Annotated in this window: 14 protein-coding genes; 8 read left to right on the forward strand and 6 right to left on the reverse strand. The window is 64.7% G+C overall.

The features are described 5' to 3' along the window. Positions 1-17 precede the first annotated feature (17 nt). Both U1H99_RS19075 and U1H99_RS19080 read right to left on the reverse strand, forming a co-directional pair. Positions 18-1199, reverse strand: a complete 1182-nt coding sequence (locus U1H99_RS19075; RefSeq protein WP_323143296.1) for an efflux RND transporter periplasmic adaptor subunit — start codon at positions 1197-1199, stop codon at positions 18-20. 86 nt (positions 1200-1285) lie between these two features. Continuing rightward, positions 1286-2602: an MFS transporter gene (locus U1H99_RS19080; RefSeq protein ID WP_323143297.1), complete on the reverse strand. Its 1317-nt coding sequence runs from the start codon at positions 2600-2602 to the stop codon at positions 1286-1288. A 215-nt stretch (positions 2603-2817) separates the two neighbouring features. Here U1H99_RS19080 and U1H99_RS19085 point away from each other — a divergent pair, with 215 nt between their 5' ends. Then, on the forward strand, positions 2818-3648 hold the full coding sequence (locus U1H99_RS19085) for an N-acetylmuramoyl-L-alanine amidase (RefSeq protein WP_323143298.1): 831 nt from the start codon (positions 2818-2820) through the stop codon (positions 3646-3648). A 59-nt stretch (positions 3649-3707) separates the two neighbouring features. Here U1H99_RS19085 and U1H99_RS19090 read toward each other — a convergent pair whose 3' ends face one another. Continuing rightward, a complete protein-coding gene (locus tag U1H99_RS19090; RefSeq protein WP_323143299.1) occupies positions 3708-5909 on the reverse strand; it encodes an OsmC domain/YcaO domain-containing protein in 2202 nt (733 codons plus the stop codon). A 184-nt stretch (positions 5910-6093) separates the two neighbouring features. On the opposite strand from U1H99_RS19090, the gene U1H99_RS19095 reads away from it, so the two are divergent. The 6 genes from U1H99_RS19095 to U1H99_RS19120 all read left to right on the forward strand — a co-directional run bounded on the left by U1H99_RS19095 (position 6094) and on the right by U1H99_RS19120 (position 17947). Further along, positions 6094-7935 (forward strand): DEAD/DEAH box helicase, encoded by a 1842-nt coding sequence (locus U1H99_RS19095; RefSeq protein ID WP_323143300.1) that lies wholly within the window; start codon positions 6094-6096, stop codon positions 7933-7935. Positions 7936-8241: 306 nt separating this feature from the next. After that, positions 8242-10419, forward strand: coding sequence for a 1,4-alpha-glucan branching protein GlgB (gene glgB / locus U1H99_RS19100; protein ID WP_323143301.1), 2178 nt, complete (start codon positions 8242-8244; stop codon positions 10417-10419). After that, the gene (gene glgX / locus U1H99_RS19105) at positions 10416-12497 is read left to right on the forward strand and encodes a glycogen debranching protein GlgX (RefSeq protein ID WP_323143302.1); all 2082 of its coding nucleotides are present in this window, start codon (positions 10416-10418) and stop codon (positions 12495-12497) included. Before glgB ends, glgX begins: the two co-directional genes overlap by 4 nt. 56 nt (positions 12498-12553) lie before the next feature. Continuing rightward, positions 12554-13843 carry a glucose-1-phosphate adenylyltransferase gene (gene glgC / locus U1H99_RS19110; RefSeq protein WP_323143303.1) on the forward strand — a complete coding sequence of 430 codons (1290 nt, stop codon included), beginning with the start codon at positions 12554-12556 and terminating at the stop codon, positions 13841-13843. 85 nt (positions 13844-13928) lie between these two features. Further along, positions 13929-15404: a glycogen synthase GlgA gene (glgA, locus tag U1H99_RS19115; protein WP_323143714.1), complete on the forward strand. Its 1476-nt coding sequence runs from the start codon at positions 13929-13931 to the stop codon at positions 15402-15404. A 23-nt stretch (positions 15405-15427) separates the two neighbouring features. Then, positions 15428-17947, forward strand: coding sequence for a glycogen/starch/alpha-glucan phosphorylase (locus U1H99_RS19120; protein ID WP_323143304.1), 2520 nt, complete (start codon positions 15428-15430; stop codon positions 17945-17947). A gap of 87 nt (positions 17948-18034) precedes the next feature. Here the strand turns inward: U1H99_RS19120 and U1H99_RS19125 are convergent, their stop codons facing one another. Further along, the gene (locus U1H99_RS19125) at positions 18035-19663 is read right to left on the reverse strand and encodes an alpha-amylase family glycosyl hydrolase (protein ID WP_323143305.1); all 1629 of its coding nucleotides are present in this window, start codon (positions 19661-19663) and stop codon (positions 18035-18037) included. Positions 19664-19830: 167 nt separating this feature from the next. Between U1H99_RS19125 and U1H99_RS19130 the strand changes: the two genes are divergently transcribed. Then, positions 19831-20925, forward strand: a complete 1095-nt coding sequence (locus U1H99_RS19130) for a zinc-binding metallopeptidase family protein (RefSeq protein WP_323143306.1) — start codon at positions 19831-19833, stop codon at positions 20923-20925. A gap of 53 nt (positions 20926-20978) precedes the next feature. Here the strand turns inward: U1H99_RS19130 and U1H99_RS19135 are convergent, their stop codons facing one another. Beyond that, a complete protein-coding gene (locus U1H99_RS19135) occupies positions 20979-22019 on the reverse strand; it encodes an alpha-E domain-containing protein (protein ID WP_323143307.1) in 1041 nt (346 codons plus the stop codon). 1 nt (position 22020) lies between these two features. Then, positions 22021-23433 (reverse strand): circularly permuted type 2 ATP-grasp protein, encoded by a 1413-nt coding sequence (locus U1H99_RS19140; protein WP_323143308.1) that lies wholly within the window; start codon positions 23431-23433, stop codon positions 22021-22023. Between the last annotated feature and the right edge of the window lie 86 nt (positions 23434-23519).

The raw sequence follows: 23519 nt of genomic DNA on the forward strand, positions 1-23519 counted from the left end.
CGAGCTCGTTCGCGCGCTCAGCGGCTCGCGGTAGTGGACGCCGGCCCGGGCGCCGCCCCGGTATCGCCGGCGATCCGGACCGGCGCCCCCGGCCTAGCCTTCTGCAGCCCGGAGACGATGACGCGCTCGCCGGCGTCCAGGCCACCGGTGACGACCCAGTCGCCGCCGTAAGTGCGCGGCGCCTGGATCGTCTTCTGCAGCACCTTGCCGTCGCGCCCGACGACCAGCGCCGTGGCCTGCCCCTGCGCATCGTGGGCGACCCCGGCCTGGGGCACCAGCAATGCATCCTCGAGCACGCCGGCTTCGAGCTGCCCGCGTACGAACATGCCGGGCAACAGCAGGTGCCGCGGGTTCGGCACCAGCGTCCGGATCGTCACCGAAGCGGTGCCCGGATCGACGTTGACGTCGGAAAACTGCACGGTGCCCGGCATCGGGTAGCGCGTGCCGTCCTCCAGCAGCACCGTGACCCGGGCGCGGTTGGGTCCGGCGCTGTGCACCTTGCCGCTGGCCAGGTCCTGGCGCAGGCGCAGCCCCTGCACGCTGGACTGGGTCAGGTCGACGTAGATCGGGTCGATCTGCTGGATGGTCGTCATCAGGGTCGCGCTGTTGCCCTGCACGTAGGCGCCCTCGGTGACCGCCGAAATGCCGGCGCGGCCGGTGATCGGCGCCACCACGCCGGTGTAGCCCAGGTTGATCCGGGCCGAACGCACCGATGCCCGCCCGGAAGCGACGTCGGCCACCGCCTGGCCCTGGGAGGCGAGCGCATTGTCGAATTCCTGCCGGCTGACCGCGTCGCTGCCGACCAGCTTGCCGAAGCGCGCCGCCTGCGCGTCCTGGGCGGCGACGTTCGCCTGCGCCCTGCCGAGCGTGGCCTGGGCGCTCTGCAGGTCGGTGACATAGGGCGCCGGATCGATCTTGAACAGGCGCTGCCCGGCCTGCACGTCGCCGCCCTCGCGGAACTCGCGTTTAAGCACGACGCCATCGACCCGCGCGCGCACCTGGGCCACTCGCACGGGATTGACGCGGCCGGGCAATTCGAGGGTGACGGGCACGCGCGCCGGGCGCGCCTGCGCCACCGTGACTGCCGGTGGCGGCGGCGCTGGCGGCGTGGGCGGATTGCCACGCTGGCAGGCGCACAGGGCGGCCAGGCATACCGCGCCCGCCAGCCTGGCGCTTGTCGGACTTACGCGGGTCCACACGGTCAGCCTCCCCCTGCGAGGTACACGGATGACCAGGATAGACCCCGCACACCGTGCGGAAGTTCCTCAGCGGCTGGCGTGCCCGCTTACTCCAGTGCGCGCCGGCGCGATTCGACGTCGACACACAGCACCGCCAGCGCGCCCAGCGCCAGGAAGGCGGCCAGCATGCCCAGCGCCAGCGTGAAATGCGCCACCATCACCGGCGCCACGATGGCCGGCGCCAGCAGGCCGCCGAAGCGCGCCAGCGCCCCGGCCAGGCCCATGCCGCTGGCGCGCAGGCCGGTCGGATAAACTTCGGGCGTGAACGCGTACAGTCCGGCCCAGGTGCCCAGCAGAGCAAAACTCATCAACAGGGTCGAACCCACCACTAGCGCAGTCGTATTGCCGAGACTGTAGAGCATGCAGCCGACCGCGCTCAGCAGCAGGAAGCCGATCAGGGTCGGCTTGCGGCCCCAGCGCTCCACGCCATATGCCGCGAGCGCGTAACCCGGCAATTGCACCATGGCCAGCAAGACCAGGAAGGCCTGGCCGCGCATGAAGCCGAAGCCCTCCGCGCCCAGCTTCAATGGCAGGTAGACGAACACGCCGTAATAGGCGATCGAGACCAGCAGCCACGCGGCCAGCAGGGCCGCGGTGCGGCGCCGCAGGCGCTGCGCGAACAGTGCCGACACCGGTGGCCGCTGCGCGACCTCGGGGCCGAGCGGCGGCATCGGCGCCGTGCGGCCATTCACCCGCGCGACCCGTTCCAGCACCGCGTTCGCCTGCGCCGCCTTGCCGCTGCGGCTGAGGTAGAGCGGTGATTCCGGCAGCGCCAGGCGCAGCACGATGCCCACCAGGGCCGGCAGGCCGGTGACCAGGAAGATCAAGCGCCAGGCATCCGGCCCCCACCCTTGGGCCACCCAGGCCAGCAGCGCCAGCAACACGGTGCCGACCGCCCAGAACGATTCGAGCATCACCAGCCAGCGCCCGCGCCGGTCGCTGGGCAGGAATTCGGCCATCATCGTGTAATCGACCGGCAGGGTGCCGCCGACGCCGATCCCGGTGAGGAAGCGCAGCGCCAGCAGCCAGGTGAAATCCGGGGCGAAGCTCGACGCCACGCCGAAGCAGGCATCGATCGCCACCGTCGCCATCAGCACCGGCCGCCGTCCGAAGCGGTCCGCCAGGCGCCCGAACACGAAGGCCCCGATCAGCATGCCGACGAAGAAGCTGGTGCCGCTCTGCAGCGCCTGCGGCACCGGGATGCCGAAGGTTTTCGCGATGGTCGGCGCGCTGAAGCCGATCGACAGCACCTGCATGGCGTCGGCCATCCAGACCAGGCCAAAAATCAGGAACAGGCGGCGCTGGAATTTGCCGACGCCGGCGAGTTCGATGGCTTGTTCGACGGTGATGGGCGATGCGGACATCCGGTATTCCTGAAGGTTTGATATAGAGGGGGCGATCGATCCGGCACGGCCAGCGCATCTTACCTGCAACGCAGCGGTCCAGGCGCCGCGCTCAGCCGGCGCAAGGCTGACAGGCTGTCGCCGTTATCGAGCAGCCGCGCCGAAACCCCCGCGTTGGCACTGCCCAGCCATTCAAAAGATAATAGCAGTCGATTATGTACTAATAAGTAACACCCATGAATTTGCTTCTGAATTGCCTGGTGGCCGGCATGTTCGCCCTCGGCCTGCTGGTGGGATGTGTCAGCGGCCCGGGGATCGACCGTTGGCTTTCCACGCCCGACCAGCGCAGCCGGGTGAAATACCTGGTGCTGCACTACACCGTCACCGACACGCCGCAATCGATCCGCATCTTGACGCACCAGACCGGGGTCGAAGCCAGCATCCATTATTTGCTGAGCGACGACGAGAGGCCGGTCATCTACGGCATCGTGGATGAAAGCCGCGCCGCCTACCAGGCCGGCGGCGACTCGGGCTGGAAGACCGACCGTAACCTGAACAACAGCTCGATCGGCATCGAGATCGTGAATCCCGGCTGGGTCGACGGTCCCAACGGGCGCACCTGGACGCCCTTCCCGGAGAAGCAGATCGATACGCTGATCCCGCTGGTCAAGGACATCATGGCACGCCACCACATCGCGCCGGACAACGTGGTCGGCCACGCCGACGTCGCGCCGCAGCGCAAGCAGGACCCGGGCGCCCTGTTCCCGTGGAAGCGGCTGGCGGCCGAAGGCATCGTGCCCTGGCCCGACGAAAGCGTGGCGGCCGCCAAGCGCGCCCGCTATAAGGCTGCCTTGCCGAACATCGCCTGGTTCCAGCGCAAGCTGGCCGCGATCGGCTACGTCGTGCCGCGCGATGGCCAGCCTGGCCAGGCAACACGCAACGTGCTGATCGCCTTCCAGACCCACTACCGGCCGTCGAAGATCGATGGCGAGCCGGATGCCGAGACGGCTGCGTTGCTGGACAGCCCGATGCGGGTGGCCGGGGCGAAGGCTGGCGGCACGCGCTGAACCGCAGCATTGGACCCGATCGCTGCGTTGCACAGCGACCGGCTAGACTTTCTTGACGATCAGCGCGCGGCGGCAGCCTTGGCGCGTGCCTTGTGCAGCTTCTTGTAGCTGTCCAGCAGGCGCTGGTGGCGGTCCAGGCCTTCCAGCCCCATGCTGGTCGGGGTCAAGCCGAAGAAACGCACGCTGCCGTCCACCGATCCCAGCACGGCGTCCATGCGGGCGTCGCCGAACATGCGGCGGAAGTTGACGACGTAATCGTCGAGTTCCAGCTCTTCGTCGAGCACGACTTCCAGCACCACGTTCAGCGCCTGGTAGAACAGGCGCCGTTCGACAGTGTTGTCGTTGTACTGCAGGAAGGCGCCGACCAGTTCGTGCGCGGCTTCGAAGTCCTGCAAGACCAGGTGGATCAGCAGCTTCAGCTCGAGCACCGTCAACTGGCCCCAGTCGGTGTTCTCGTCGAATTCGATGCCGATCAGGGTGGCGATGTCGGAATACTCATCGAGCTCGTTGTTCTCCAGGCGGTCCAGCAGGTCGGCCAGGGCATCGTCATCGAGGCGGTGCAGGTTCAGGATATCCTCGCGGAACAGCAGCGCCTTGTTGGTGTTGTCCCAGACCAGGTCCTCTACCGGGTAGATTTCCGAATAGCCGGGCACCAGGATGCGGCAGGCGGTGGCGCCCAGTTCGTCGTACACCGCGATGTACACTTCCTTGCCCAGTTCTTCGAGAATCCCGAGCAGGGTCGCGGCTTCGTCGGCATTCGAATTCTCGCCCTGGCCCGTAAAGTCCCACTCGACGAAACCGTAGTCGGCCTTGGCACTGAAGAAACGCCACGACACGATACCGCTCGAATCGATGAAGTGTTCGACGAAGTTGTTCGGTTCCGTGACCGCTTCGCTGGTGAAGGTCGGCGGTGGCAGGTCGTTCAAGCCTTCGAAGCTGCGGCCCTGCAGCAGTTCGGTCAGGCTGCGTTCCAGCGCCACCTCGAAGCTCGGGTGCGCGCCGAAGGAAGCGAACACGCCGCCGGTCTTCGGGTTCATCAGCGTGACGCACATGACCGGGTACAGGCCGCCCAGCGAGGCATCCTTGACCAGCACCGGGAAGCCCTGCTCTTCCAGGCCCTTGATGCCGGCGACGATGCCCGGGTACTTCGCCAGCACCTCGGCCGGCACGTCCGGCAGCGCGAGTTCGCCTTCCAGGATCTCGCGCTTGACCGCGCGCTCGAAAATCTCGGACAGGCACTGCACCTGGGCTTCGGCCAGCGTGTTACCGGCGCTCATGCCGTTGCTGGCGTACAGGTTCTCGATCAGGTTGGACGGGAAATACACGGTCGCGCCGTCCGACTGGCGGATATACGGGAACGAGACGATGCCGCGTTCGGCGTTGCCGGAATTGGTATCGACCAGGTGCGAGCCGCGCAGTTCGCCGTCCGGATCGTAGATGCCGCGGCTGTACTCGTCGAGGATCTCGCCCGGGACTGCATCGTCCGGACCAGGCTGGAACCAGCGCTCGTTCGGGTAATGCACGAAGTCGGCGTTGGCGATCTCCTCGCCCCAATAGCTGCCCGCATAGAAGTGGTTGTTACTGAGGCGTTCGATATATTCGCCCAGCGCCGAGGCCAGCGCACTTTCCTTGGTCGCGCCCTTGCCGTTGGTGAAGCACATCGGCGAATGGGCATCGCGGATATGCAGCGACCACACGTTCGGCACGATATTGCGCCACGACGCGATCTCGATCTTGATGCCCAGCTTGGCCAGCAGGCCGGACATGTTGGCGATGGTCTGCTCCAGCGGCAGATCCTTGCCGGGGATGTAGGTCGCCGCTTCGCTCGAAGGCTGCACGGTCAGCAGCGCCTGGGCGTCGGCGTCCAGGTTCTCGACTTCCTCGATCACGAACTCGGGGCCCTGCTGCACGACCTTCTTGACGGTGCAACGGTCGATCGAGCGCAGGATGCCCTGGCGGTCCTTGTCGGAGATATCGGCCGGCAGCTCGACCTGGATCTTGAAGATCTGCTGGTAGCGGTTTTCCGGGTCGACGATATTATTCTGCGACAGGCGGATGTTTTCGGTCGGGATATTGCGGGTATCGCAGTACAGCTTCACGAAGTAGGCCGCGCACAGGGCCGACGAGGCCAGGAAGTAATCGAACGGGCCCGGCGCCGAGCCGTCGCCCTTGTAGCGGATCGGCTGGTCGGCGATGACCGTGAAGTCGTCGAACTTGGCTTCGAGGCGAAGCTTGTCGAGGAAGTTGACCTTAATTTCCATTGCAGAGTTCCAAATCAGTGTTCAAAGCAAAATAGCCGCCATTATCCGTCCTTTCAGCCGTGCGGCATACCGGGAAAGTGTGTCGTAATTTCAGCGCAGCAATGCAAAGATCTTGCTGCCAATAAATTATTACGTCACAGTATCAGCTTAGCAGCGACATCTTGTCGTTACCAAGGAGCTTCTTTTGGCAACTCTTATCCCGTCGATCGGCGCCTGTTCTTCCCGCATGACACCTGGAGAACGCAGGCTCGCAGCCCGCCTCGAGGACAAACTGGAAGACGACTATCTGTGCTGGTACGACGTCTCGATCGGCGATCGTACCCAACATCCTGACTTCGTCGTCTTTCATCCGAGCAGGGGCCTGCTGGTGTTGGAAGCCAAGGACTGGCGCCTCGACACGATCGTCAACAGCGACAAACAATATGCGACGCTCGTGACGGCCGATGGCGACAAACGCGTGCTGAATCCACTGGAACAGGCGCGCCAGTACATGTTTACAGTCACAAACAAGCTGGAGCGAGATGCGCTATTGGTATGGCCGAGCGGCTCCTTGAAAGGCAAACCTTTCTTTCCCTACGGCCACGGTGTCGTGCTCACCAACATTACCCGCAAACAGTTCGATAGCACCGATATGGGCGAGGTCCTGCCGTCGCATCTCGTCATCTGCCAGGACGAGATGACGGAAAGCGCCGACGCCGAAGCTTTCCAGCAGCGGCTGTGGAATATGTTCCCCATCAAATTCAAGATGCCGCTGTCCTTGCCGCAGATCGATCGCATACGCTGGCATATGTTTCCAGAGGTCCGCATCCCAGCCCAGCCCGACCTGCCGGACGGGGTCGGCCGGAATCAGGTGGAGATACCTGACCTGTTGCGCGTGATGGATCTGCAACAGGAACAGTTGGCGCGCAGCCTCGGCGAAGGCCATCGCGTCATCCACGGTGTTGCCGGCTCGGGCAAGACGCTGATCCTGGGTTATCGCGCCGAGCATCTGGCGAAAACGCACGCACGCCCTATCCTGGTTCTCTGCTACAACAAGACACTGGCGACGAAACTGGCCAGCGTCATGGAAGCGAAGGGCTTGCAGGACAAGGTCAAGGTGGCGACCTTCCATGCCTGGTGCGTGCGGCAGCTCGATACCTATCACGCCGGCAAACCGGTCAACAACGGCGATACCAACGCGTTTTTCGAAGCATGCGTGGAGCGCGTCATCCATTCGGTCGATCGCAAGCTGATCCCGGCTGCCCAATACGATGCGGTGCTGATCGACGAGGGGCACGACTTCAAACCGGAATGGTTCAAACTGGTCGTGCAGATGATTCATCCGGATTCGAAATCGCTCCTCGTCTTGTATGACGATGCGCAGTCCATCTACAGCGGCCCCCAGAAAAGGAAATTCTCGTTTTCCAGTGTCGGGATCCAGGCAAAAGGCCGCACCACGATTCTGAAACTGAATTACCGGAACACGACGGAAATACTGGCCGTGGCCCGGGCATTCGCCGATGATTTGCTGTCGCCCGCGGATGCGGAAGAAGACCAGGCGCCGACTGTGTTACCGATGAGTGCAGGCCGCCATGGTCCGAAACCCTTGCTCGTCAAACTCCCCACGCTTCAGCAGGAAGCGGAATTCCTGGCGCAGCGCTTAAGCGAAGCCAACAAGTTGGGCATGCCATGGAATGAGATGGCCGTGGTGTACCGGCGATACGGCATTGGTCAGAAGCTGGCCGAGGTCCTGGCGCGCAAAAATATTCCGATCCAGTGGCAACAGGACAAACGGCACGCCTATGCCCCGGCACATGACAGCGTCAAACTGATCACCATGCACAGCAGCAAGGGACTGGAGTTCCCCTTCGTCTGCATTCCCGGTATCGGCGCACCTTCCCGCGACGGCGAGGCGATTCAGGATGAAGCGCGCCTGCTGTACGTGGCCATGACGCGCGCGACGAGCGAGTTGGTCATGACCCATAGCGATGCGTCGCCCTTGTCGGAAAAGATGGAGACTGCCATGGGGGCATTGGAGAGCGTCTGAAAGAACCGGCGTGTCGTATCCCGACAATTGTGGCGCACAATTGATATCATATTTTCACGATTTCACGCTGTAAAAGTTAAAATAGTATAATTGCGAAAACAACAAGGCAATGGTGACTGCTCCATGCGGCGCACCCCTGCCCTTCATTAGAGACGCACTCAGCATCCGAGGGCACCCTCGGTTCTCGATCCGGAAGAAATATGTGGGCCATGTCGTGTCGTTGTGAATGCTCCCGGATTGTGTCTTACGTCACACCCTCCCCCCTCGCGCCGCCACCTTCCACCGGCAACCACTACCAGAACACGTATGACTTTTGACCAGGCAAGCGTCGCCACGCTGATGCAAGGCGACCATCACGACCCGTTTTCCGTCCTCGGCATGCATCGTCACCATGGCGACCTGGTGGTACGCGCCCTGTTGCCCGGCGCGGCCGCGGTCGAGCTGATCGACACCAAGACCGGCCGCAAGCTGGCCACCCTGAAGCGGGTCGACGACAGCGACGTGTTTTCCGCCGCCATCCCGCGCCGCAAGAACCCGTTCCCCTACCGCCTGCGGGTCGACTGGGGCACGCACCGGCAGGAGATGGAGGACGCCTACCGCTTCCCGCCCATCCTCGGCGACATGGATGTCTGGCTGCTGTCGGAAGGAACGCATCACCGGCCCTACGAAAAGCTGGGTGCCCATCCGACCGAGATCGCCGGCGTCCCCGGCGTCGCCTTCGCGGTGTGGGCGCCGAATGCGCGCCGGGTCTCGGTGGTCGGCAGTTTCAATAACTGGGACGGCCGGCGCCATGCGATGCGTTCGCGCGGCGCATCCGGCGTGTGGGAAATCTTCATTCCCCAGCTGGCCGCCGGAGACCTGTACAAATTCGAAATCAAGGCGCAGAGCGGCGAGATCCTGCTGAAAGCCGATCCGTTTGCCTTCCGCGCCGAATTGCGGCCGGATACGGCCTCGGTGGTGAATGCCTTGCCGCCGGTGTTTGCCTCGTCCGGCGCGCGCCAGGCGGCGAATGCGCTCGGTGCGCCGGTCAGCATCTACGAGGTGCATCTGGGCTCGTGGCGCCGCGTGCCCGAAGAAGGCAACCGCTGGCTGAGCTACCGCGAACTCGCGGACCAGCTGATTCCGTATGCGAAAGACCTCGGCTTCACCCACATCGAACTGATGCCGGTCAGCGAGCACCCGTTCGACGGTTCCTGGGGTTACCAGCCGGTCGGGATGTATGCGCCGACCTCGCGTTTCGGTACGCCGGAAGATTTCCTCTATTTCGTCGAAACCGCGCATGCCAACGGCATCGGCGTGCTGCTGGACTGGGTGCCGGGGCATTTTCCGTCCGATCCGCACGGACTGGCGCGTTTCGACGGCAGTCACCTGTACGAGCACGCCGATCCGCGCGAAGGTTTCCACCAGGACTGGAATACGCTGATCTATAACTACGGGCGCAAGGAAGTCCTGAATTACCTGGTCGGCAATGCGCTGTACTGGATCGAGCGTTTCGGGATCGACGGCCTGCGTGTCGATGCGGTGGCGTCGATGCTGTATCGCGATTACAGCCGCAAGGAAGGCGAATGGATTCCGAACCAGTTCGGCGGCCGCGAAAACCTGGAAGCGATCGAATTCCTGCGCCGCGCCAATGGGGTCGTGTGCGCCGAGCGCCCCGAAGCCGTCATGGCCGCGGAAGAATCGACCAGTTTTCCAAACGTGTCGCGCCCGCTCGAAATGGGCGGCCTGGGCTTCCACTACAAATGGAACATGGGCTGGATGAACGACACGCTGCGCTATATGCAGGAAGACCCGGTCAACCGCCGCTACCATCACGACAAGATGACCTTCGGGCTGGTGTATGCCTTTACCGAAAACTTCGTGCTGCCGTTGTCGCACGACGAAGTGGTGCACGGCAAGGGCTCGCTGCTGGACCGCATGCCCGGCGACGACTGGCAGCGCTTCGCCAACCTGCGCGCGTATTACGGTTTCATGTGGGGCCATCCCGGCAAGAAGCTGCTGTTCATGGGCGGCGAATTTGCGCAGGAGCGCGAATGGAATGTCGACCGCAGCCTCGACTGGCACCTGCTCGACAACCCGCGCCACCAGGGCATCCAGCGCCTGATACGCGACCTGAATGCGGTCCAGCAGCGTTACCCGGCCCTGCACCAGCTCGACGTCGAGGCGCGCGGCTTCGAATGGATCACGCATGAAGACCGCGACAACTCGGTGTTTTCTTTCATCCGCAAGGCGGGCAACGGCGATGCGGTGATCGTGGTGTCGAATTTCACGCCGGTGCCGCGCCACGGCTATCGCATCGGCGTCGGCCAGCCGGGTCGCTACGTCGAAATCCTGAATACCGACGCCAAGCAGTATGGCGGCAGCGGCATGTGCAACGGCGAGCTGCATACCGAGCCGGCCCCTCTCCATGGCCGCGACCAGTCGCTGAGCCTGACCGTGCCGCCGCTGGCGACGATCATGCTGAAGCTGGAGCCTGCACAATGATGGAAGCAAAAGCATTGCGCGCAGGCCTTCCCTACCCGCTCGGCGCGCACCGCGATGGCGAGGGCGTGAATTTCGCGCTGGTGGCCCCGCATGCAGAATCCGTGGACCTGTGCCTGTTCGATCCCGAGGGCAAGCAGGAACTGGCTCGCCTGCGCATGCCGGCCTGCGAGGACGGTGTCTGGCACGGCTACCTCGAGGGCGCCGCGCCGGACCAGGTCTACGGCTACCGGGTCGCCGGACCGTATGCGCCGCAGCAGGGCCAGCGCTTCAACCCGAACAAGATCCTGCTCGACCCCTACGCGCGCGCGGTCGTGGGCGACTACCTGGCGCAGCCCGGCTTCGAAGGCCATGCCGCCGACGCCGCGGACCAGCCCGACCCGGCCGACAATGCCGCGATCGCGCTCAAGGCGCAGGTGGTCGACGACGCCTACGACTGGGGCGACGACAAGCCGCCGCGCGTGGCAGCGGCCGACACCATGCTGTACGAAGTCCACGTCAAGGGCTATACGCGGCTGCACCCCGACGTGCCCGAGGCGCTGCGCGGCACCTACGCCGGGCTGGCGCAACCCGCCGTGCTGGACGCCCTGCAGCGGCTCGGCGTCACCACGCTCAGCCTGCTGCCGGTGCATACGCGCGCCGACGAGATGCGCCTGCAGAAGATGGGCCTGTCGAATTACTGGGGCTATTCCAGCATCGGCTTTTTCGCGCCCGAGCGCCGCTACTGGTCCGGGCAGCCCGGCAGCACGCCGGTGTCCGAGTTCCGAGACATGGTCAAGGCGGTCCACGGCCGCGGCATCGAGGTCGTGCTCGACGTGGTCTACAACCACACCGCCGAGACCGACGAATGCGGACCGACGCTGAGCTTCCGCGGCATCGACAACCAGCTCTATTACCACCTGCAGAAAGACAATCCGGCGCTGTACGAAAACTGGACCGGCTGCGGCAATTGCCTGAACCTGGCCGAGCCGCGCGTGCTGCAGCTGGTGATGGATTCGCTGCGCTACTGGGTCGAGGCGATGCACGTCGACGGCTTCCGCTTCGACCTGGCACCGATCCTGGCGCGGGATGCCGACGGGTTTTCCGGCGCCGCCGCCTTCCTGGCCGCGCTGCGCCAGGATCCGGTGCTGGCGCGGGTCAAGCTGATCGCCGAGCCATGGGACATCGGTCCGGGCGGCTACCGCCTCGGCCAATTCCCGCCGGGCTGGTTCGAATGGAACGACAAGTACCGCGACACCATGCGCGCGTTTTGGCTGCGGCAGGGCGAACCAACTGCCGCGCTGGGCGAATTCGCGCGCCGCTTCGCCGGCTCCAGCGACGTCTTCCAGCACGATGGCCGCCAGCCCACCGCCAGCGTCAATTTCATCACCGCCCACGACGGTTTCACGCTGCGCGACCTGGTGAGCTACAACGACAAGCACAACGAAGCCAACGGCGAACAGAACCGCGACGGCCATGCCCATAACCTGAGCTGGAACTGCGGCGTGGAAGGCGTCACCGACGACCACGAAGTACTGCAACTGCGGGCCCGCCTGCAGCGCGCCCTGCTGGCGACGCTGTTCTTTTCGCAGGGCACGCCGATGCTGCTGGCAGGCGACGACATCGGCCATTCCCAGCACGGCAACAATAACGCCTACTGCCAGGACAATGCCGTATGCTGGCTGGACTGGCGCCGTGCCGACGATGCGCTGGCCGGCTTCGTCGGTACGCTGACCGGCTTGCGGCGGCGCTACCGCGCCCTGCGCCGCCCGGGCTGGTACAGCGGTGCGGTGGGGGCGGATGGCCACGCCGACATAACCTGGCTCAAGCCGGACGGTGCCGTCATGGATGACGCGGCCTGGAATGGGGGCAGCCATTGCATCGGCATCCGGATGAGCGCGCCGGCCGATGGCCAGCACGGCGACGAAACCTGCCTGCTGCTGGTGAATGCCGATGCGCAGCCGGCCGATTTCACGCTGCCGCCGGGCACCTGGCGAGCGCTGACGAATAGTGCGTTTCCCGAATTGCCGCCGCATGATGCCGACGGCACGGTGGAGGTTCCGGCGCACGCGGTGCTGCTGCTGGCCCTGCCGTGGAACTGAGCATCCAACCCAAGCTTATTAATTAGGTCATCGACCATAAAAACAGTGGAGGCAACATGAAAACGCTGATCCATCGGCAACCCGAACGAAGGAAGAACCAGCTCACCCACCGCTTGCCGGAACGCGCCGTCGCGCTGGTGCTAGCCGGCGGCCGCGGGTCGCGCCTGCAGCAACTGACCGACAAGCGCGCCAAGCCGGCGGTCTATTTCGGCGGCAAGTTCCGTATCATCGATTTCGTCCTGTCCAACTGCATCAACTCCGGCTTCCGCCGCATCGGCGTGGTGACGCAGTACAAATCGCACTCGCTGCTGCGCCACCTGCAGCGCGGCTGGAGCTTCCTGCGCGGCGACCAGAACGAATTCATCGACCTGCTGCCGGCCCAGCAGCGCGTCAACGAGGATCACTGGTACCGCGGCACCGCCGACGCGGTGTACCAGAACATCGACATCCTGAGCTCTTACCATCCGGAGTTCGTGGTCGTGCTGGCCGGCGACCATATCTACAAGATGGATTATTCGCTGATGCTGCAAGACCACGTGGCCACCGGCGCCGCCTGCACCATCGGCTGCATCGAGGTGCCCAAGGCCGAGGCCTCGGCCTTCGGCGTGATGGCGGTCGACGAGGAGCGCCGCATCACCGACTTCGTCGAAAAACCGGCCGATCCGCCGACCATGCCCGGCAAGCCGGACACCACGCTGGCCAGCATGGGCATCTACATCTTCAATGCCGATTACCTGTACCAATTGCTGAACGACGACGTCGCGAATGCCGCCTCCAGCCACGACTTCGGCAAGGACATCATTCCGCGCGTGGTGAGCGAGGGCGGCGCGGTGGCGCACCCGTTCAGCATGTCGGCAATCCCGAACGGCGACGGTATCCCGGCCTACTGGCGCGACGTCGGTACCGTCGATGCCTTCTGGTCCGCCAACCTCGACCTGGCCTCGATTTCGCCGGAACTCAACATCTACGACGCCGACTGGCCTATCTGGACCCACCAGGAACAGCTGCCGCCGGCCAAGTTCGTGCACGACCGTAACGGCGACCACGGCATGGCGGTGAACGTGCTGGTGTCGGGCGGCTGCATCGTGTCGGGTTCGCACGTCGCGGCCTCGGTGCTGTTCTCGAACGTGCGGGTGGAGTCGTTCTGCCACATCGACGAGGCGGTGATCCTGCCGCATTGCGAAATCGGCGAAGGCTGCCGCCTGACCAAGGTCGTCATCGACCGCGGCTGCAAGATCCCGGCCGGGATGGTGATCGGCGAAGATCCGGAACTGGATGCGCAACGCTTCCACCGCAGCGAGAACGGCGTGGTGCTGGTGACCACCGACATGCTGAACAAGCTGTAAATAAGCGTCGAGTTACGTAAGACGGCGCACGGACGCGGGCCCTTCCGTGCGGCAAGATGGCGAACGCACGGACACAGGAACCATGATGCGCGTATTACACGTTTGTACTGAAATCTACCCATTGCTGAAAACCGGGGGCCTCGCGGATGTGGCGGGCGCCCTGCCGGCCGCGCAAAGCAAGACCGGCTGCGATGCGCGCGTGCTGGTGCCGGGCTTTCCGGCCCTGCGCGCCGGCATCCTCGACCAGGAACTGGTGACCGAGCTGGCGCCGGCCTTCGGCGCCGAGACGCTGCGCCTGTATCGCGGCACGCTGCCCGATACCGGTGTCGCCGCCTACGTCATCGATGCCCCGAACCTGTACGACCGTCCGGGCAATCCGTATGCCGACGCCGCCAACCAGGCCTACCCCGACAATTTCCAGCGCTTCGCCCTGCTCGGCCGGATGGCGGCACGCCTGGCCGAAGGCCTCGACCCGTCCTGGCAGCCGCAGGTCGTGCATGCGCACGACTGGCACGCCGGCCTGGCCCCGGCTTACCTGAAGGCGGCCGAGCAGTCGACCGGCCGCAAGCTGGCCGCCAGCGTGCAGACCATCCACAACCTGGCTTACCAGGGCAATTTCCCGAGCCACGTATTCGGCTACCTGGGCTTGCCCGCGCATTTCTTCGACATCAATGGCGTCGAGTTCCACGGCCAGGTCTCCTTCCTGAAAGCCGGGCTGTTCTTCGCCGATAAAATCTCGACGGTGAGCCCGACCTATGCGCGCGAAATCCAGGATAGCGAACAGGGCTGCGGGCTGGATGGCTTGCTGCGCACCCGCGCCGCCGATCTGGCCGGCATCCTGAACGGTGTCGACGATGCGGTGTGGAATCCAGCGACGGACCCGCTGATCGCCAAACATTACGACATGCGGAACGCTGGCGACAAACCCGGCGGCAAACTGGCATGCAAGACGGCGCTGCAGCAGGAAGCCGGCCTCGCCATCCAGGACGCCGCGCCGCTGTTCTGCGTCGTCAGCCGCCTGACCGAACAGAAGGGCCTGCATCTGGTGCTGGCCGACCTGCCCCTGATCGTCCAGCGCGGCGGCCAGATCATGCTGCTGGGCGCGGGCGACGCGCCGCTGGAAGCCGCTTTCCGCGCCGCCGCCGCGGCCCATCCGCAATCGGTGGCGGTACGCATCGGCTACGACGAGCAGCTCGCCCACCGCCTGATCGCCGGCGCCGACGTGATCCTGGTGCCGTCCCGCTTCGAACCCTGCGGCCTGACCCAGCTGTACGGGCTCAAGTACGGCACCCTGCCGCTGGTCCGCAAGGTGGGCGGGCTGGCCGACACGGTTGTCGATGCCTCGATCGAGAACCTGGGCGAGGAACTGGCCACCGGTCTCGTCTTCGACAGCTTCGACGACGCCGGCATGGGCGCCGCCCTGCGCCGCGCCTTCGCGCTGTATCAACGTGAAGCCGACTGGAAGCAGGTACAAGAACGTGGCATGCGGCAACAATTCGGCTGGGATGCAGCCGCGACTCACTATCTCGCGCTTTACCGGCAAATCGCCACTGACCAATAACAAAATCACTGAACGCAACAGCAATGAATCTTACCGACCTCAATCAAGACGATCCATCCGGCGGTGTCGCCGACCTCAAGCGTTCAATCGCCAACAAGCTGATGTACACGATGGGCAAGGATGCCTCGACCGCGCAACCGCGCGACTGGCTGCATGCCACCGCCCTGGCGGTGCGCGACCGCCTGGTCGAGCGCCGCATGAAGACCGAGCGCGCCCAATCCCAGCAGGATGCCAAGCGCGTGTATTACATGTCGATCGAATTCCTGATCGGCCGCACCTTCACCAACGCCCTGCTGGCGCTCGACATCCATGAAGACGTGCGCCAGGCACTGGCAGAACTGGGCGTCGACCTCGAAACGCTGCCCGACCTCGAGCCGGATGCCGCCCTCGGCAACGGCGGCCTGGGCCGCCTGGCCGCCTGCTTCCTCGACTCGATGGCCACGCTGGCCCTGTCCGGCGTCGGCTACGGCATCCGCTACGACTACGGCATGTTCAAGCAGCAGATCGTCGACGGCCGCCAGGTCGAACTGCCCGACTACTGGCTCGCCGGCGGCAATCCGTGGGAAATCGCGCGCCCGGACGTGCAGTACCGCGTGCGCTTCGGCGGCCGCATCGAACAACATGGCGACAAGGTCGAGTGGGTCGACACCCACGACGTGATGGCGCTGGCCTACGACACCATCGTCCCGGGCTACGCCACCGAAGCCACCAACCTGCTGCGCCTGTGGTCGGCCAAGGCCGGCCAGGAATTCAACCTGGCCGCCTTCAACGGGGGCAACTACGTCGGTGCGGTCGAGGAAAAGAACGCGTCCGAAAACGTGTCACGCGTGCTGTACCCGGACGACTCGACGCTGGCTGGCCGCGAACTGCGCGTGCGCCAGGAGTACTTCTTCTGCGCCGCCAGCCTGCAGGACATCGTCGGCCGCTTCCTGGAAAAGCACGACGATTTCGATCAGCTGCCGCAGCACGTCGCGATCCACCTGAACGACACCCACCCGGTGCTGGCGGTGCCCGAGCTGATGCGCCTCCTGATCGACGACCACGGCATCGCCTTCCCGCGCGCCTGGGCGATCACGCAAAAGGTGTTCTCGTACACCAACCACACGCTGATGCAGGAAGCGCTGGAAACCTGGCCGGTCGACATGCTCGGCCACATTCTGCCGCGCCACCTGCAGATCATCTTCGACATCAACAAGATCTTCATCGACAGCATCACCGCCGAATTTGGCGCCGACGTCGAGCTGATGCGCCGCGTGTCGCTGATCGACGAGAACGGCGAACGCCGCGTGCGCATGGGCTACCTGGCAGTCGTGGCCAGCCACAAGGTCAACGGCGTCTCGGCCCTGCACTCGGACCTGATGAAGCAGTCGATCTTTGCCGACTTCGCGCGCCTGTTCCCGGACCGCTTCAACAACAAGACCAACGGCATCACGCCGCGCCGCTGGCTGTCGCAGGCCAACCCGTCGCTGTCGGCGCTGATCGACGAGCGCATCGGCCGCACCTGGCGCCGCCACCTCGAGCAGATCGCGGACCTGCGCGCGGCCGCCGACGACCCCGTGTTCGCCCTGCACTTCCGCGCCGCCAAGCTGGTCAACAAGCAGCGCCTGGCGAACTGGGTGCAGGACAAGCTCGGCATCGCGATCGACCCGACCTCGCTGTTCGACGTGCAGGTCAAGCGCATCCACGAATACAAGCGCCAGCTGCTCAACGTGCTGCACGTGATCACGCGCTACAACCGCATCCTCGCCAATCCGGATGCCGGCTGGGTGCCGCGCACCGTGATCTTCGCCGGCAAGGCGGCGTCGGCCTATCACATGGCCAAGCAGATCATCAAGCTGGTCAACGACGTCGCCACCACGATCAACAACGATCCGCGCGTCGGCGACAAGCTGAAGGTCGTGTTCATCCCGAACTACAGCGTCAGCCTGGCCGAAATCATCATGCCGGCGGCCGATTTGTCGGAACAGATCTCGACCGCCGGCACCGAAGCCTCGGGCACCGGCAACATGAAGTTCGCCCTGAACGGCGCGCTGACCATCGGCACCCTCGACGGCGCCAACGTCGAGATGCGCGAGCACATCGGTGCCGACAACATTTTCATCTTCGGGAACACGACCTCCGAAGTCGATGCCTTGCGTGCCGCAGGCTACCAGCCGGGCCGCATCGTCGAGCAGAATGCGGAATTGAAGCAGGTGCTCGAACAGATCCGCGACGGCGCCTTCTCGCCGGACGACAAGGGCCGCTTCTCGGGCATCTACGATGCGCTGGTCACCTGGGGCGACCATTACCTGCTGCTGGCCGACTACGCCAGCTATGTCGCCACCCAGGACCAGGTCGACGAACTCTATCGCCAGCCCGATGCCTGGACCCGCAAGGCGATCCTGAACGTGGCCGGCATGGGCAGCTTCTCGTCCGACCGCGCGATCGGCGAGTATGCCGACCAGATCTGGCAGGCGCAGCCGGTCAGACTGGCGGAGCCAGAGGAGCGCCGCGGTACCGACCGCCGCGCCCGGTGGGACCAGGCGCAGCACAGCGCCGCATAAGTAGGGTGGGCACCCCGTGCCCACGCGTAGCGCCAATAAACCGTATACGTTCGCGTGGGCTCGGCGAGCCCACCCTACCCCTTCCGCCTAGCGGCTGCCATACCACGCACCGTACGGCGGCAAGCTCACCTGCGCACCGGTGCGCGTGCCGGGCAGTCCATGCCCATCGATATCCCTGGCGCCAGCCGCGGCCGGCCATTCGAACGTCACCGGTGCATTCGACAGGTTGAAGGCCGCCAGCATCGGCGGCTCTCCTTCCAGTTCACGGCGCAGCGCCAGCACCGGCTCGGGCGCATCGAAGAACGCAATATCGCCGCGCACGACCTGCGGCTGGCTGCGGCGCCACGCAATGAAGCGGCGCGCGAAGTTGAGCGGCGAATCCTGAATTCCTTCCTGCGTCGACACCGCCGCTTTTACGTGCGGCGCCACCACCGGCAGCCACGGCGTGCCGCTCGTGAACCCGGCATGCGGCGCGTTGGACACCCAGGGCATCGGCGTACGGCAACCGTCGCGGCCCTTGAACTCGGGCCAGAAGGCGATGCCGTAGGGGTCCTGCAGCAGCTCGTAGGGCACGTCGGCCTCGGGCAGCGCCAGCTCGTCGCCCTGGTACAGGCAGGGCGTGCCCTTCAGCGACAGCTGCATCGCCAGCACCAGCTTGGCCAGCGCCGGCGGCGCATCCTCGCCGCCCCAGCGCGTCATCACGCGCACGCTGTCATGATTCCCGACCGACCACGAAACCCAGCCGCCGCGCACGCGCGCCTCGAATTCCTCGACCTGGGAGCGGATGTGCGCCGCCGAAAAGTCCGGCGTCAGCAGGTTGAAGCTGTAGGCCATGTGCAGCTTGTCGCCGCCCGAGGTGTAGTCGGCCATCACCGCGAGCGAATCGTCGGCACCCACTTCGCCGATCGAGATCGCGCCGTACTCGTCGAGCAGCTTCCGGATCTTCTGCAGGAAGGCCAGGTTCTCGGGCTGGGTCTTGTCGTAGCGGTGCGACTGCATGCCGTAGGGATTGACGTCGGTGGCCATCATGTTGTCGGCCCGGGTCGCCGGCGGATTGCTGCGCAACTGGCGGTCGTGGAAGTGGAAGTTGCAGGCATCCATGCGCACGCCGTCGACGCCGCGCTCGAGCCAGAAGCGCAGCGCGTCGAGCTGGGCCTGCTGCACGTCCGGATTGTGGAAGTTCAGGTCCGGCTGGCTGGTCAGGAAGTTGTGCAAATAGTACTGGCGCCGCCGCGTATCCCACTGCCAGGCCGAGCCGCCGAACACCGACAGCCAGTTGTTGGGCGGATTCCCGTCAGCACGCGGGTCGGCCCAGACATACCAGTCGGCCTTCGGGTTGTCGCGGCTGGCGCGGCTCTCGACGAACCACGGGTGGGCGTCGGCCGTGTGCGACATGACCTGGTCGATCATGATCTTCAGCCCGAGGCGATGGGCTTTTTCGATGAGCCTGTCGAAGTCGGCCAGGGTGCCGAACAGCGGGTCGACGTCGCAGTAGTCCGCGATGTCATAGCCGAAGTCCTTCATTGGCGACTTGAAGAACGGCGACAGCCAGACGATGTCCACGCCCAGGCCGGCGATGTAGTCGAGTCTATCGGTGATGCCCGGCAGGTCGCCGACGCCGTCGCCATCCGTGTCGAGGTAGCTGCGCGGGTAGACCTGGTAGATGATGGCTTCGCGCCACCAGGGCGTGGTCTCGACGGGCGGGGCGATTGTCATGGCTGTGCCTGTTAAATAGTCAAGCAAAAATTATAATGGATCGTCAACGCAAGCTCGCGCGCGCATTGCGTGAGCACGATATAAGGCATTGTCTTACACGAACCGAACGCACCTGAATTTGGTGTTAGATTGTCATTACAACCTAAACCATTCATCGCTCATCCACCATGAAAACGTTCCACTGCGACAAGTGCTCCAACCAGATCTTTTTTGAAAACACCCTCTGCTTCCATTGCAACAGCACGCTCGGCTACCAGACGGCGACGCGCAGCATCAACGCCTTCGAGGAGGCCGAGAACGGCCAATGGCGCAGCCTGCACAGCAGGGACGAGGGCAAGCTCTATAAAAAGTGCAAGAATTATGTCGAGCACAATGTTTGCAACTGGATGCTGCCGGCCGACGACACGCATGAGCTGTGCGAGTCGTGCCAGTTGACGGCCGTGATTCCGGCGCTGTCGTCGGAAAAGAACCAGATCCTCTGGGGACGCCTGGAAGCGGCCAAGCGCCGCCTGCTGTTCTCGCTGGCGACCCTGCACCTGACGCCGGCGTCGAAGGAAGTGGAACCCGAGACCGGCCTGGCGTTCAAGTTCCTGGAAGACGGCGTCTCCGACCAATGCGTGATGACCGGCCACGCCAACGGCGTCATCACGCTGAACATCGCCGAAGCCGACCCGGCCGAGCGCGAACGCACGCGCGAACAGATGCACGAGCGCTATCGCACGCTGCTGGGGCATTTCCGCCATGAGAGCGGCCACTACTATTTCGACCGGCTGGTGGTGGGCAGCGAATGGATCGACGAATACCGCGCCCTGTTCGGCGACGAGCGCCAGGATTACGGCCAGGCCTTGCAACACCACTACAAGGAAGGCCCGCCCGCCGACTGGCCCTCGCACTTCGTGAGCAGCTACGCCAGTTCGCACCCGTGGGAAGACTGGGCCGAGACCTGGGCCCATTACCTGCACATGCTCGATACGCTGGAAACCGCGAATGCCTGCGGCCTGTCGCTGCATCCGGTCAAGGCCGACGAGCCGGAGATCGAAAAGATTACCCTGCCCACCAAGACGGATGACTTCGACGACATCCAGCACGACTGGTTCGCGCTGACCTACGTGCTGAACAGCCTGAACCGCAGCATCGGGATGCCGGACTCGTATCCGTTCACGCTCAGCACGCCGGTGCTGGAAAAGCTCGGGTTCGTGCACAAGGTGGTGCGTGCGCAGATCAAGGCGCCGGTGGCGGTGCCGGGCCTGGTCCAGCCATAACAACGGCGCCCCGGCCATGCAGCCGGGGCGCCGTCATCGGTTACGCCTCTGGTTCAACCCGCCTGCGTTTGCGTCTGCGTTTGCGTCTGCGTCTGCGTCTGGCTCTGGGTTTGCGTCTGGCCCGGCGCCGGCGCTTCCTCGGGCAGTTCCGGCGCCACCGGCAGCAGGAAATCGCGGCCGATGCCGTTGCCCAGCTCCGCGATCGAGGCCAGGAAGCGCGTCAGGTAGGGGTGCAGGCCTTCCTGCAGGATATCGCCGATCTGCGCCGATTGCAGCTCGCCGTACAGCTTTTCGGCCAGGCGTTCGGTGTCCTGCGACAGGTCGTTGCGCACTTCCTGTAGGTTGGTGACGACGGCGCACATGCAGGCGATCAGCGAGCGCGGCATCTTCGGCTGCAGGATCAGGAGCTCGGCCACCCGGTTCAGGGTGATGGCGTCGCGATACACCTTGCGGTAGGTCTCGAACGCGGACACCGAACGCAGCAAGGCGGCGAGGTAATAGAACTCGACCTGCGCATCGGCCCGGATGGCGTCGGCATCCAGGAAGCGGAACTTGACGTCGAGGATGCGCGCCGTGTTGTCGGCCCGCTCCAGGAAAGTGCCGAGGCGGATGAAGTTGAAGGCCTCGTCCTGGAACATGGTGCCCAGCGTGACCCCGCGCGACATGTGCGAGCGATACTTCACCCACTCCAGGAACTTGCCCGGATGGGTTTCGAACATGCGGCTCTTGAGGTGCTGCTGCAGCGTCAGCCAGGTGGTGTTCTTGGTTTCCCAGACTTCCGTGGTCAGGCTGCCGCGCACGGCGCGCGCATTTTCGCGCGCGGCGCGCAGGCAACTGGCGATCGAGGACGGATTGTCGGGATCGCGCACCATGAAGTCGAGCACTTCCTTCTGGCTCAGGGTGCTGTATTTTGCATCGAACTGCGACTGGAGCTCGGACACGCCCAGCATCGTGCGCCAGCCCTGCTGCTCGGCGGCCGCCGATTGCGGCATCAGCGAGTACTGGACGCGCACGTCGAGCATGCGCGCGGTGTTCTCGGCCCGTTCGGTATAACGGGCCATCCAGTACAAATGATCTGCGGTACGGCTCAACATACTAACTCTCCAATATCCAGGTATCTTTGGTGCCGCCGCCCTGCGACGAATTCACGACCAGCGAGCCTTCCTTCAGGGCCACGCGCGTCAGGCCCCCCGGGACCATGGTCACGTTCTTGCCCGACAGGACGAAGGGACGCAGGTCGATATGGCGCGGGGCGATGCCCGATTCGACGAAGGTGGGGCACGCCGACAGGGCCAGCGTGGGCTGGGCGATATAGCCTTCCGGCTTGGCCAGCAGGCGCTGGCGGAAGGCTTCGATCTCGGCCTTGGTCGACGCCGGCCCGATCAGCATGCCGTAGCCGCCGGCGCCGTGCACCTCCTTGACCACCAGCTCGGACAGGTTGTCCAGGGTGTACTGCAGCGCGTCCTTCTTGCGGCACTGGTAGGTCGGCACGTTGTTCAGGATCGGCTTTTCGCCCAGGTAGAACTCGATCATGTCGGGCACGAACGGGTAGATCGACTTGTCGTCGGCGACGCCGGTGCCGATGGCATTCGCCAGGCCGACGCGGCCGGCGCGTACCGCGTCGAGCAGGCCCGGCACGCCCAGCGTCGATTCGGGACGGAAGGCGCGCGGATCCAGGTAATCGTCGTCGATGCGGCGATAGATGACGTCGACGCGCTGCGGGCCGCGCGTGGAACGCATGTACACGGTGTTGTCGCGCACGTACAGGTCCTGGCCCTGCACCAGCGCCACGCCCATCTGCTGGGCCAGGAAGGCATGCTCGAAGTAGGCCGAGTTGTACATGCCGGGGGTCAGCACGACCACGGTCGGGTCGTCGACGCCAGGGGGCGCCACGCTGCGCAGGTTGTCGAGCAGCAGGTCGGGATAGTGGTCGACCGGGGCCACGCGGTTCCTCGCGAACAGGTCGGGGAACAGGCGCATCATCATCTTGCGGTTTTCCAGCATGTACGAGACGCCGGACGGCACGCGCAGGTTGTCTTCCAGTACGTAGAACTCGCCCTCGCCTGCCCGCACGATGTCGACGCCGGCGATGTGGGCGTAGATATCAGAAGGCAGCTTGACGCCCTGCATGGCGGGACGGTATTGCGCGTTGTTCAGCACCTGCTCGCGCGGGATCACGCCGGCCTTCAGGATGGCCTGCTCGTGGTAGACATCGTGCAGGAAGCGGTTCAGCGCCGTCACGCGCTGCACCAGGCCGGCCTGCAGCCGGGTCCACTCGGCGGCATTGATCACGCGCGGAATGATATCGAACGGGATCAGGCGCTCCTTGCCCGCATTGTCGCCGTACACGGCGAACGTGATCCCGACGCGCTGGAAATTCAGCTCGGCTTCCGCTCTTTTTTGTTCGATCACCTGCGGCGCCTGTTGCGCCAGCCACTCGGCGAACGCGGTGTAGTGAGGCCGCACGGTCGCCGTCGTGGAATACATCTCATCGTAAAAATTCGGCATCGTCTCCTCCTATGCCGGCATAGTAACAAGAAACACCGTGAAACTATGATACGAATGGCAATTCAATCGGATCGCGGATAAACATG

Source organism: Massilia phyllosphaerae (assembly GCF_034659755.1).
In the GTDB taxonomy this organism is placed as follows: Bacteria; Pseudomonadota; Gammaproteobacteria; order Burkholderiales; family Burkholderiaceae_D; genus Telluria; species Telluria phyllosphaerae.